Genomic DNA, 12,272 nt, shown 5'->3' with positions numbered 1-12,272 from the left:
CCGATGGCGAAATCGGAAATTCCATACCGCCCCCGACAGGTCACCAAAAATACTCTTCCCCCGGTTGAAAAATTCTGCCGAACACCCGCATTGAGCAGGCATAATCAGTCCAGCGAAGGGGAATGAGATTGGCATGAACAACACACTGCAATTCCGCAAGTCCAGCTACAGCTCTCTCCCCGACGGATGCGCCTGCGTCGAGGTCGCCGATACCGACGGCACCTCGGCCGTGCGCGATTCCACGCGCATATCCGACGGCCACCTACCATTCTCGTCCGCGGAATGGGCCGCGTTCGTTCACGCCGTGAAATCCGAAGAACTGTAGTAAGCCACTTTCGATCCCGACAGTCGACGTGACCAAAATGGGAACATCGGGCATTCACCAACCCGGATTCCGCTGTTAAGATGCCCCCTGTGTCTCTCGGTAGCAGAATGGCCACGTTGGCGTTGACAGTGGTGGTGGCGGTGCCGCTTCTGCCCGGCGCAGCCGTTGCGGAAACGGCACCCGCCACGCCCGCGGCTCCTTCCTCTTCTGCGCAACAAACCGAAGAGTTCACGAGCGCGCCCGCCTATTTCGCCGCCCGACTCGCCGAGGACGAGATCTTCATCAGCGACCACCTGGCCGGGCGATACGACCGCGCCGAACTCGCCGCGAAGCTGCGCAGCACCGTCTCGGAGCTAAACGTCCCCTTCTACGTCCTCGTCCTGCCCACGAGATTCCATCCGCCGAGGGACGAAGAACTGCTGGCCGCCGTACACGACCGGCTCGGCGCGGAGGGCCTCTACCTCCTTCTCGACGCGGAAGGCCCCTCGGTGCACGCCAACACCTACGGAGTGAGCGTGCCCGCCGATGACGCGGCCAGAGCAGCCCGGTTCGATGACGAGCTCACCCACGAGTCCACCCCCGAGGAGACCGCCCGCCGGTTCGTCGATGTCGCACTGTCGGAAGATCCGGCCGCCATCGCCGAGAAAACGGTCGCGCAGTGGCGAGCCGAGCAGGACCGGCGGCAGGAGTCGGAGGAGGGGTCCTTCGTCGACACGTTTGGCCCCAGTTGGGAAGAGGACGCCTCCCTGCGGGGCGCTGTCATCGGCTTCCTGAGCGGCACCGCGTTGACCTGGCTGGCCTTCATCGCCATCTGGATGCGGTCCTCCTTCGCCGGCCGGGCTGACCTCGCTTCCCCGCGCCGGCGTCTCGCCCGCCCCGCGAGCTCGTGGCCGCGCCGATGACCGCCGATCTCCGCGCTCGCACCCACCGCCGCCGCCCGTTGGCTGTCGCGGCGGCCGTGCTGTGCCTGTGCGCGCCAGTGGGGACCACTCCCGCATGGGCAACCCAGGAGACTCCGGCGAAACCACTCACGACCGAGCCGCCCTATGTCACCGACACCTCGCGCGTCGAACGATTCGCCGCGGGACTACGGGACTCGCCGCTGTATGTGGACCCGGAGGTGGCGAGCGTGCTTCCAGCGGGAGAGCGCGCCCCGATCGAAGAGAAACTGGCCGAAAGCGACGTCCCGCTCCGAGTACTCGTGGCGTCCTCCTCCAGACACTCGGCCGCGCAGGGGGAACGCGACGTCGTGCTGCACGCCCTCCACCACCTCCTCGACGAGGACGCGGTCTACGTCCTGGTCGAGCCCCACTTCTCCTTCTGCGAGGTGACGGTGATCGCTTTCGGCGTGCCCGTCTCCAATGATGCGCTTGAGGACATCGAGGACCTCTCCCGCGAGGACCTGTCGGCCACCGAGACCCTCGGGCGGCTCGCCTCCGGTGTAGCCGCCGCTCCGGACGCTTCGCCGGCCGCGCCGGACCTGCCCTACGCCGTATGGGAACTCACCGACGACAGCGAAGAAGCCGGCGAGGAGGACGGGTCCTCCGACGAGGCGGAGGGCTGGGTCACCGGCCTGCTCTTCTTCTGCATCGGAGCAGTGTGCGCGCTGCTCACACTTGCCCTGTTCAAGGTGGTCAGCAGTAGCGCGGCACGGGGGGCACGCCGGTTCGGCGTCGTCTTGGACCGCCCCGAACGCAGCGGGGAGGCGGGCCGTCCGCACGAGGCCGCCCGCAACCGGGACGCCCCGCGACGCCCCGCACCGGGCTGGCTCAGCAACACCCTGAACAGAGAGCTGGCCGCGCTCAACCGCGAACTGGAGCAGGCTCCCCAGGACCACCCGGCGCGCCAGCGCGCCGTGAACACCGTGGACGCCGTTGGCCTCCTCATAGGTGAGAGCTCCGACTCCCTGGACCTGGTGGGAGCCGTGGTCCTGGTCCGTGACGCCCGGCAGTCGCTGGCCGCTCCGGAAAAAGGCACCTGGCCGGTGTGCATGGTCAACCCCCTGCACGGCAAAGCCTCGGTGGGGTCCACGGCGCGGCTGCCCACCGTCGGCAAGGTCAAGGTGTGCGCCCGCTGCGGCGTCGTGCCGGAGCAGAAACTACTGGACCACCGCGTGCTGCAAGTACAGCACGCGGGCTCGTGGGTGCCCCACTACGAACTGGACCGTTTCTGGGTGCAGGTGCGCTACGGCGACCGGGTCGAGAACTTCCCGGAACGGGTGTTGGAGGAACTGGGTGTGCATTAATCGCCGAACCACCGCCCGGGCTGCGGCCCTCCTGCTCATCGCGGCCGGCTACCTGGTCCTGGCCGGCCCTGCCGCCGCCGGCACGGGTGCCGACAGCACCAGCGGCGCGGACAGTGCCGCCAATGCGGGAGAAGAGAGCGTTGCGGCGCAGATCGCGCGTTCCCTGGAGGCGTCACCCGTCTACGTCGACCCCTCGCTGAGCGACTCGCTGCCTCAGGATCGGCGGGAGGCGCTGGCGGAGCGCATCGACCGCAGCGATGAGCCCGTCTACGTCGTCCTCGTGCCGGTGGTCAACGGCGACACCTGGGAGGGGGACCCGCGTCAGCTCGTCAGCGCCGTACACGACCGCTTGGGCATCTCCGAAGGCCATTACCTCGCGCTACGCGGGTCGAACCTGCAAGGGGTCGACGTTCCGCTCAGCGGCAGCGACGCCGGCGTGAGTGCCTCGGCGGGCGCGCTGGCCGCCGCCTACGAGACCGACTTCGCCAGTGTCCCGCTGGCCGATCTGCTCAACCGCGCCGTGGAGGTGACGGTCTCCGGACGCGCTGCGGAGCTCGCCGACCAGGCCGAGGCCGACTACCAGGCGCGTAACCCCGACCCGCCCGCTGAGGACACCGGCGAAGGGGCCACCCCCTCAACCGCCGAGCGAAACGCTTCCGATCTGGCCATGGTCGCCGCCATCGCCGCCGGCGTGGCTGTACTGGCCGCGGCCGGGATGGGCCTGCTGCTGTGGCGGCGCCGCCCCCGGCGGATCAACCTGCCCGATCTTCCCCAGCACGCGGCCTTCGACAACGCCGACCAGGCGCGGGTGGCCGAACTCACCAGCCAAGCCGAACGCGAACTGGTGACCGTGGGCGAGCGGCTGCGCGAGGCGCGCACCGAAGACATGCGCGGCCAGGCCGGCAAGTCCTACCAGCGCGCCCTGGACGCCTACCAAGCCGCCGGAAAGGCGTTCAGCGAGATCAGCGACGCCCAGAACGAGCAGGCCGACCAGAACGATCTAGCCAATCTGGCGGGAACGCTGGTGCTGCTGGACATGTGCGAAGACTGCCTGGCCACCGCCGAGGCGCGCCGCGATGGTCGCAGTCTCCCCAAGCCGCGCGCGCACTGCTACGCCAACCCGCTGCACGGGACCCGCACCAAGCCCACCGAGTGGCGCGCACTGGGCAGCCGGCGCACCATCACGGTGCCGCTGTGCGGTGCGTGCGCCGACGCGGTGCGGCGCCACGCCCGGCCGACGGCCCTGCCGGTAGTCCACGATGGCGAGGAGATCGCCTACTACGAGGTGCCCGCACAGCACAGTGTGTGGTCCGACACCGGATTCGGTGCGCTGCGCGGCGATCTCATCGAACGTGTCCTGCGCGGTGATCTGCGACACAGTCGCGTCTAAGCCCCGTGGGGCCCACAGGCCGGCCCAATCGCGCGCGAGCAGGCTCCGGCAGACCGTAGTGGGCAGTGGTGGGCCGCTCTGGGGGGAGGTGGGAGAAGCCGCCGGGCTACCGCTGGCCCCTCAACAGGAGTCAACTGCTGGTCACTCGGGAACCATCTCCCCACCGCCGTTCGTCTCATCAGGAGAGTAGGGAGGCGAGAGGAACGGTTATGTTGCGCCGCTTGGTTGTACCGGCCCTGCTGAGTGCGGGTGCCGCTGTCATAATGTCGGCCGCGCCCGCCAGCGCGGCCGAAGCTCCCGGCGCCGGCCAAGTGGCCGACGCACTCGAAAACAACAACGTCTACGTCGATCCAGGCGTCACTACCGCTGATTTTCCCGAGGCTGAGCGCGACGTCTTGAGCCAGGCCGCGGCCGAGGCGTCGAGCCCCACCTACTACGTGGTGCTGCCCACCGGGACCTTCAACTCGGAGAGCAGTGTCGACAGCTTCATCTCCCAAGTCCAAGACGAGGTGGGCGAGGGGACCTACGCGACCATGGCCGGATCTGAGGCGATGGTCGTCACTTCCTCTTCCCTAAGCGACGCCGAAGAGGAGCAGGTCCGGGACCTGGCGATCCAGGAAGGCAACGGCAACCTGGTCGACTCGCTTGCCGCGGTTCCCGATGTCGTGGAAGAGCAGGAGGCCGCCTCGTCGGCGGCGGCGATCTTCGGCATGGTGCTGCTGGGCCTGCTCGCGCTGGCCGTAGCCGGCGGTGGCTACTTCGTCTACACCGCCCGCAAGAAGCGCGAGGCCAAGCGGGCTCGGGAGCTGGCCGAGATCAAGCAGATGGCCGCCGAGGACGTCACCCGGCTGGGCGAGGACATCGCCAGCCTGGAGATCGACCTGACCAAAGTCGACGAGCCCACGCGCACCGACTACACCCACGCGATGGACTCCTACGACCAGGCCAAGAGCCAGCTCGACACCATCGAGCGCGCCGAGGAGATCCAGCGGGTCACCAACGCCTTGGAGGACGGCCGCTACTACATGACGGCCACGCGCGCGCGGCTCAACGGCGATCCGGTGCCCGAACGCCGGGCGCCTTGCTTCTTCAACCCGCAGCACGGCCCCTCACAGCAGGATGTGATGTGGGCACCGCCGGGGGGAACGTCGCGTTCGGTGCCGGCGTGCGCGGCCTGCTCGCGCGCGGTGCTGGCGGGTGGCGACCCCGATGTGCGCATGGTCGAGGTCGGTGGCCACCGCCGTCCTTACTACGACGCCGGTCCCGCCTATGCTCCCTACGCCGGTGGCTACTTCGGCATGGACATGATGATGGGCATGTTCACCGGCATGATGATGGGGTCCATGATGGGCTCGATGATGGGCGCCGGCATGGGTGACATGGGCGGCGACATGGGTGGCGACATGGGCGGTGACTTCGGAGGTGACCTGGGCGGCGGAATGGACTTCGGCGGGTTCGACTTCTGATCCGCCGAGGCACCGCGCCCCGCCTCGCCGCCAGACCCCGGCCCTGTGGCCGGGGTCTTCGCATGTCGCGGCCAGCTCGCGGCCAGGGTGGGGCGGCGCTGTGCGGCCACCGGCTGCCCGGTGGTCGCGCGGGGACGGGCGCGGCTATTCGGGGCTGGCCTGCATGAGCGAGCGAGCCGCCTCGGTGACGCTTCCCGACAGCGACGGGTAGACCGAGAAGGTGTGGGCGAGGTCGTCGACCGTGAGGCGCTGCTGTACGGCGATGGAGACGCCGAGGATCAGTTCGCTGGCGCGCGGGCCGATGATGACACCGCCCAGGACGATCCCGGTGTGCTGGCGGCAAATGAGTTTGACGAAACCGTCCTTGGTGCCGTGCATCTTGGCGCGCGGGTTGGTGTCGAGCGGCAGGTTCACCACTCGGGCGTCGACGCGGCCCGACTCCACGTCGGCCTCGCTGACACCCACGGCAGCCAACTCCGGGTTGGTGAACACGGTGGAGGCCACCGTCGACAGCTTCAACGGTGCGACGGCCTCGCCCAGGGCGTGCCACATGGCGATACGGCCCTGCATGGCGGCGACAGAGGCGAGCATGTTGACGCCGGTGCAGTCACCGGCGGCGTAGACTCCGGCGGCGGTGGTGCGCGACACGCGGTCGACCTCGATGAACCCGCCCTTGTCGAGCCGGACGCCGATCTCCTCCAGGCCGAGGTTGGTGGTGTTGGGGACCATGCCCACCGTCATGAGGCAGTGGCTGGCCTCCACGGTGCGGCCGTCGGCCAGGTTGACCACGACGCCGCCGTTGGTGCGCGTCACCGACTCGGCACGGGAGTTGCCCAGCACGGTCATCCCGCGGCGTTGGAAGACCCCTTCGAGTACTTCGGCGGCGTCGGAGTCCTGGGTGGGCAGCACGTGGTCACGGGAGGAGACGAGGACGACGTCGGAGCCCAGCGCCTGGTAGGCGTTGGCGAACTCCGCTCCTGTGACACCGGAGCCGACGACGACGAGACGTTCGGGCAGGCTCTCCAGCTCGTAGAGGTCGCGCCAGGTGAGGATACGTTCGCCGTCGGGCACGGCCGTGGGCAGCTCGCGGGGGTGGGCTCCGGTGGCGACGAGCACGACGTCGGCGTGCAGCCGCTGGTCACCGACCGCGACGATGTGCGGATCGACCAGACGCGCCTCGCCGGGGATGACCTGGACCCCCTCGGCGACGAGCCGCGCAGCGGTGTCGTCGGACTGGGCTTGGGCCAGCCGCTTGACCCGCTCGTTGACGGTCTTGAGGTCGATGTTGACGATGTCTTTGTCCTCGGGCTCGTTACCCACGTTGATGCCGAGCTTGGCGGCGTCGGTGACGTAGTTCATGCGCACCGAGGTCGCGATCAGTGTCTTTGAGGGCACACAGTCGGTGAGGACACACGCGCCGCCGATACCGTCGCGATCTACCACCGTCACCTGCGCGCCAAGCTGTGCGGCTACGAGGGCCGCCTCATAGCCTCCGGGGCCGCCGCCGATGATTACGACTTTTGCCACGTCTACCTCACTCCTTCCGGCGGCAGGAACACGAATTCGAGGCCCGCTGGAGAGAACGCGAGTCTGCCGCCCGGGTTCGGGTGCTCGCCTGTCGCTCGTCTTCCATTGTCGGGCATATCCCGCTCACGAAATTCGTGCCTCCGTTGAGAAAGACCTCTACCATGGCGGGCGTGCCTCTTTACGCGGCTTACGGCAGCAATCTCGACCCCGACCAGATGTCCAAGCAGGCTCCGCGCTCGCCACTGTGGAACACCGGCTGGCTACAAGGATGGCGGCTGACCTTCGGCGGCGGCGCAGTCGACGGCGGTGCACTAGCCACACTGGCTGAGGAGCCCAGCAGCAGTGTCTTCGTGGCCCTCTACGACGTGGCGGAGTGGGACGAACCCCTGCTGGAGTGGTGGGAGGACACCGCTCCGGGGACCTATACCAAAATCCGGGCGCGAGCGGTCACGCTGTTCGATGGCGAACTCACCGTGTGGACCTATGTGCTCGACGACTACGAAGGGGGGCTACCGTCAGCGTCGTACCTGGGGAGGATCGCCGACGCGGCAGAGCGCGCGGGAGCGCCGGCGAACTACGTGACCGACCTGCGGCTACGGCCCAGCGCCGCCGACGGCCCCTGAGGGGCAGATGACGGTGGTCCCCTAAGGAAGCGGGGCTGCCAGCGTCCCCTAAGGGCGATTGAGACAGTCCTTGTGGACAGCCGTCGGCGGTTCGACGGCTGAGGCGGCTGTCGGCGGCTCACCGCCGGGGCAGTCGGACGGGCGGGCGCACCGGAAAAGTGTGACTGAATCCACGACGCCCCCGGGCGTGGTGCGGCCCGAGGCGCGGGACCGGTGGGGCCGGTGGGGCCACTGTGGCGCCAGGGTGGACAGCCCTGGCTGACAGCAATCGGGGTGGAGTGCTCGCCCCTCCGCGTAAAGGACGAGCGCTCCACCCCGTGCTTGGGAGAACGGGCGACGGGCCGACGACTCGGGCCGGCGCTGCGTGGCGAGCAGCACCCTGAGGCCAAGAGTGCGGCGCCGACCTTCGCGACCGGCGTGTCACCCATGGGCCGCGTCGCAGCGAGGAGCTGCGACGCTCCCGGCTCTCCCCCGGTGGGCCGCCATGGCGCGGTCCGTCTAACCCACGACTTCGACGGATTCGCGCCGCCACGTGTGGCGATCCGTGGCCGGCGGCACTGACGCTATGTGCTTGTACTCCGCGCTCCCGCCGGGGTGCATGCCGACAATCTCCAGCAATCCCCCTTAGGCATGCCTTACCTAACCATGACTGGAGGGGGTGCGTCAAGTCCCGACCGCTACCCCTCCCTGGGAAACCGCGGGAGGTCACACGAGAAGGAAAGGGGCTGCGACGGAGAGCGGCGAGAGCCGGTGGTGGCTGGCGAGGGCCGGGTGTCGGTGCTGCGCGCTGCGGTGAAGGTGGCAACGAAGGGCAACGAGGGCGGATGGCTTGGCGAGGGCACTGCGCATCGGTGCTGCGCGTTGAGGTGAAGCGAGCAACAGAAGACAGCGAAAGCCAGTGGGGGAGGGCCGGGTGGGCGGCTGATGGGCTCTCAATGGGGGCGAGGGGCGATCTGTTCGGCATGATCGCCGCGAGGTGCATCCGTTCGGCGATCAAGGCGGCCCTGGGGTGGCCACTGACCGCATGGCATCCGATTTGCCCCGCTATGTCGTCTCTTGCCCCGGAAAGGGGGCGCATTCTCGCGCGAGGGGGCCACCCGCGAGGCACGCACCTTGCCGCCGCGGGGGCGCTATGGGCGGCTTTATCGCTTTCGCGCCGGCCATGATCATCGTCAGTGTTGGCGAACCTCCCATACTCGCCCGCGGCCCGCCGACTAACGAGATCGCGAAGCAGGCCAACCAAGGACACCTCACCACCCGCACGAGGGACACGTCCGAGGCTGCCCCGTCCACCGCTCGTCCTCGCTGCCCTCCGTTGCCGGCTCCGCCCCGAACGCACAGCACCGACACGCAGCCTGCCCAGCCACCAGCCGCCCTCGCTGCCCCCACGTCACTTGCCTTACCCCAGCGCACAGTACCGACATCCAGGTCGCCCCCCACCCACCGCTCGTCCTCGCTGCTCTTCGTCGCCGCCCCTGCGCTTCAGGCCACAGCAACGATATCCGGGGCCTTCTCTGGGGTGAGGGCCACAGCGTGATGTGGGGGTCTGGTTCGAGCAGGCGGGGACGTTTCGCGTCGCTCGTGCCTCGATCGCTTCGCGATCTCGGCAGCCCAGGGGCGGGCTGCACCTTAAGGGGTGCGCCGGCCTCCCGCCACGCTCTGAAGGGGTGACGCTTGCCCCGCCATCCGGAGCCGTGTAGCACCCACCCTGCCCTCTGGTAGCCGCCCCGCTCGCCTCACACCACCCCGCCCCGCGCCCACTCAGGCTACCGAGATCGCGAAGCGATCGAGGTACGAGCGCACGAAACACCCCTACCGTCCCCACCACTTCAAGGCCCTCACACGCACAGGGAGCACAAGCAGATGAGCTGGTCGTTCACCGCGGCCCGCGAACCACCCCCGCACGCGCGGGGAGCATCGGAAGCTGCCAGCGTTGACGGTGTAGCTGGCCGGACCATCCCCGCGTGCGCGGGGAGTATGCCGCAGCGCTCTCAATCGAGGCCAGCGCGGCGGGACCATCCCCGCGTGCGCGGGGAGTATCCGGTGGGGCACGCACCCCCACGATTGCAGTAGGGACCATCCCCGCGTGCGCGGGGAGTATTCGCAGGAAACCATTGGCGACTACTCCCGGTCGGGACCATCCCCGCGTGCGCGGGGAGTATCCTCGTTGACCTGCGAGGCTATCGGCGGGGTGGGGCTGTTTTATCCACTTGTTGAGAATCGGACACATACCCCATAAGCCGCATAGTTCGCGCGGATGGTGCTGGGTGGCGTATGGCCTTGAAGTGTAGCTGTGGAGAGCCGTGGCCACGGCTGCCGGGGGCGCGGTGGGGTTCGTGGCGGCCCAGGGGTGACCCGGGTGGGGTGGAGTCTGCCTGCGGTGAGGTGATCCAGCCACGGGCGCGGGGTTTGGTGAGGCGGGCGGAATTGGTTGAGGTCACTTCAAATTGTGGCCAAACGGTGGGGTTGTGGTGTCCGCGGTAAGCACGGCCGGCTGTAGCAAGTGGCACAGCCGCCCCTCCTGGCGCTTGGAGAGGCAGCCGCTTGGGGCTCGTTGTCCCTTCACAGCGGGGCCGGTGGGAGGCCCCGTGCTTGGCCGACGAGGCTGCGACGAGCGGGCTTCTGTGCTGCCAGGAAGCGGGCCAGGCACGCTCACGCGCTCCCTAGGTGCACGGTGTGCAATGCACAGCTCCCGGTACTTGCCTCCGGCTCCCGGGGGGTTAGGCCAGCAGCAGCGCGGCGACCAAGAGCACGGCGGGGACGAGGAGGGCGGCGAGGGCGTCGGGCGCCCAGCGGGGTGCGGGTTCGCCACCGGCCTCGCTCCCGGGGTGGGTAGGCGCCCCACCATCGGCCTCGGCACCGCCGGACACTCCACCTTCCGGCCTACCGGCCGGCGGTTGTGCCTTGCGGCGCTGGGCTTCCTCCCGCAGCCATTGGGCCATCGCGTCGACCGGGCGCGGCGGGCGTGAGGCTGCGGCTGCGTCGGCGCGGTCTGCGGTGTCCTCGGGGGGTTGTGTCATCCCGGCCTCCACACTGCGGAGGTTGTCGCGCACCTTCGCGGGGCGGCTCTCACGCAGCGGCCAGGAACGGAACACTCGCCCATCGGTGTGGACCCGCAGCACGTCGGTGACATCGACCCACGTCAGCGCCGACCACGGCACGAACACGTCCCGCAGCGGGTTGACCAGCCAGACACCGGCCTCGGTGGGGGTGAGCTTGGGGCGCAGCGCAACCACGTAGGCCACCCCCGCGCTGGCCAGCAGCACGGCACCGGCCACGAGCGCCGCCGAGGTGCGCCCGCGCAGCGCCAGATCGAGCAGGTTGAGTGCGACGAGGCCGAGCCAGCACCAGCCCAGCACCCGCGGCAGCGGCCGAGTGAGTGGTTTCACGGCGCCGCCCACGCCAACCGGGCAAACCCGGGTTTGATGTGGCCGTTGATGATGGACAGCCGCTGGTCGAAGGGGAGGAACGCCGACTTCATGGCGTTGACGTTGAACCACTCCAGATCGTCCCAGCCGTAGTCGAAGACCTCGACCAGCTTGGCGAACTCCTCCGACAGCGTCGTGGCGCTCTGCAACCGGTTGTCGGTGTTGACGGTGACGCGAAACCGCAGCCGCCGCAGCAGGCCGATCGGGTGGCGCTCGATCGAGGGAGCGGCCCCGGTGTGAACGTTGGAGGTGGGGCACATCTCCAGCGGGATGCGCTTGTCGCGCACATAGCCGGCGAGCCGGCCCAGTTTGGCCGTGCCGCTGAGCGTGCCCGGGCCGGCATCCGGCGCGGCAGACTCGGCTAGGTCTTCGATGTCGTCGACGATGCGCACGCCGTGGCCGAGCCGGTCGGCGCCGCACCACTGCAACGCCTCCCAGATGGAGGGCAGCCCGAACCCCTCGCCGGCGTGGATGGTGAAGTGGGCGTTTTCTCTGCGCAGGTACTCGAAGGCGTCCAGGTGGCGGGTGGGCGGGTACCCGGCTTCGGCGCCGGCGATGTCGAAACCGGCCACGCCCACGTCGCGGTAGCGCACCGCCAACTCCGCGATCTCGCGGGAGCGGGCGGCGTGGCGCATCGCCGTGAGCAGGGCGCCGACCCGGATGGGGGTGCCCTGGCGGGCCGCGCGTTGGGCGCCCTCGGTCAGCCCCTCCTGGACCGCTTCGATGACTTCGTCGAGGCTGAGCCCGCCTTCCAGGTGCAGTTCGGGTGCGTAGCGCACCTCGGCGTAGACGACGCCGTCGGCGGCGAGGTCTTCGGCGCACTCGGTGGCCACGCGCACCAGTGACGCGCGGGTCTGCATGACGGCGACGGTGTGGCCGAAGGTCTCCAGGTAGCGGTTGAGCGCGCCGGATTGGGAGGCGGCGAGGAACCAGGCGGCCAGCTCGTCGGGGTCGCGCGTGGGCAGGCCGGTGTAGCCGGTGGCGTCGGCGAGTTCGACGATGGTGCGCGGGCGCAACCCACCGTCGAGGTGGTCGTGGAGCAGCGCCTTGGGGGCGCGCCGGATGTCGGCCAGGCTCGGGCGTTGGCTCATCGTCGGGCGTAGCGCCGCACCGCCGGGGTCGGCGGTTCGGCGCTGTCCCTCATTACCTTTTAGAGCAGTCCCGCAATGGGACTCCCGGCCTCTGGTCCCGGTATGACTGTGTCCCCCTGTCACCGATGATCCGGGGGGTGGTGTCACCGGGCACCAGAGGCGCCGCACGACCGCTGA

Annotated in this window: 9 protein-coding genes; 6 read left to right on the top strand and 3 right to left on the bottom strand. The window is 69.2% G+C overall.

From position 1 onward, the window contains the following. The first annotated feature begins 133 nt into the window (after positions 1–133). From ABD848_RS15830 to ABD848_RS15810, 5 genes are all read left to right on the top strand, one after another. Positions 134–325, top strand: coding sequence for a DUF397 domain-containing protein (locus tag ABD848_RS15830; protein WP_344972606.1), 192 nt, complete (start codon positions 134–136; stop codon positions 323–325). An 89-nt stretch (positions 326–414) separates the two neighbouring features. After that, the gene (locus ABD848_RS15825) at positions 415–1,227 is read left to right on the top strand and encodes a hypothetical protein (RefSeq protein ID WP_344972604.1); all 813 of its coding nucleotides are present in this window, start codon (positions 415–417) and stop codon (positions 1,225–1,227) included. After that, positions 1,224–2,570, top strand: coding sequence for a hypothetical protein (locus tag ABD848_RS15820; protein ID WP_344972602.1), 1,347 nt, complete (start codon positions 1,224–1,226; stop codon positions 2,568–2,570). Before ABD848_RS15825 ends, ABD848_RS15820 begins: the two co-directional genes overlap by 4 nt. Beyond that, positions 2,560–3,960, top strand: coding sequence for a hypothetical protein (locus ABD848_RS15815; protein WP_344972600.1), 1,401 nt, complete (start codon positions 2,560–2,562; stop codon positions 3,958–3,960). The genes ABD848_RS15820 and ABD848_RS15815 overlap by 11 nt, the downstream gene beginning before the upstream one ends. Before the next feature lie 221 nt (positions 3,961–4,181). Beyond that, positions 4,182–5,426, top strand: coding sequence for a chemotaxis protein CheA (locus ABD848_RS15810; protein ID WP_344972598.1), 1,245 nt, complete (start codon positions 4,182–4,184; stop codon positions 5,424–5,426). A 144-nt stretch (positions 5,427–5,570) separates the two neighbouring features. On the opposite strand, the gene ABD848_RS15805 is transcribed toward ABD848_RS15810, so the two are convergent. Then, complete coding sequence (locus ABD848_RS15805) at positions 5,571–6,953, bottom strand: NAD(P)H-quinone dehydrogenase (RefSeq protein ID WP_425567558.1); 1,383 nt, start codon at positions 6,951–6,953, stop codon at positions 5,571–5,573. Positions 6,954–7,114: 161 nt separating this feature from the next. Here ABD848_RS15805 and ABD848_RS15800 point away from each other — a divergent pair, with 161 nt between their 5' ends. Then, on the top strand, positions 7,115–7,576 hold the full coding sequence (locus ABD848_RS15800; protein ID WP_425567557.1) for a gamma-glutamylcyclotransferase: 462 nt from the start codon (positions 7,115–7,117) through the stop codon (positions 7,574–7,576). A 2,720-nt stretch (positions 7,577–10,296) separates the two neighbouring features. Here ABD848_RS15800 and ABD848_RS15795 read toward each other — a convergent pair. Next, the gene (locus ABD848_RS15795; protein ID WP_344972594.1) at positions 10,297–10,965 is read right to left on the bottom strand and encodes a PH domain-containing protein; all 669 of its coding nucleotides are present in this window, start codon (positions 10,963–10,965) and stop codon (positions 10,297–10,299) included. Continuing rightward, positions 10,962–12,095 (bottom strand): adenosine deaminase, encoded by a 1,134-nt coding sequence (locus ABD848_RS15790; RefSeq protein ID WP_344972592.1) that lies wholly within the window; start codon positions 12,093–12,095, stop codon positions 10,962–10,964. Before ABD848_RS15790 ends, ABD848_RS15795 begins: the two co-directional genes overlap by 4 nt. Positions 12,096–12,272: the final 177 nt, after the last annotated feature.

This window comes from Salinactinospora qingdaonensis (genome assembly GCF_039539445.1).
Classification (GTDB): domain Bacteria; phylum Actinomycetota; class Actinomycetes; order Streptosporangiales; family Streptosporangiaceae; genus Salinactinospora; species Salinactinospora qingdaonensis.
The sequence above is the reverse complement of the archived record's forward strand: the minus strand, read 5'-3'. Positions and strand labels throughout refer to the sequence as shown.

Bases quoted from the DNA above. Each gene is read 5' to 3' on its own strand.
- ABD848_RS15830 (WP_344972606.1), top strand. From the start codon at position 134: ATGAACAACACACTGCAATTCCGCAAGTCCAGCTACAGCTCTCTCCCC.
- ABD848_RS15790 (WP_344972592.1), bottom strand. From the start codon at position 12,095: ATGAGCCAACGCCCGAGCCTGGCCGACATCCGGCGCGCCCCCAAGGCG.
- ABD848_RS15800 (WP_425567557.1), top strand. From the start codon at position 7,115: ATGGCGGGCGTGCCTCTTTACGCGGCTTACGGCAGCAATCTCGACCCC.
- ABD848_RS15820 (WP_344972602.1), top strand. From the start codon at position 1,224: ATGACCGCCGATCTCCGCGCTCGCACCCACCGCCGCCGCCCGTTGGCT.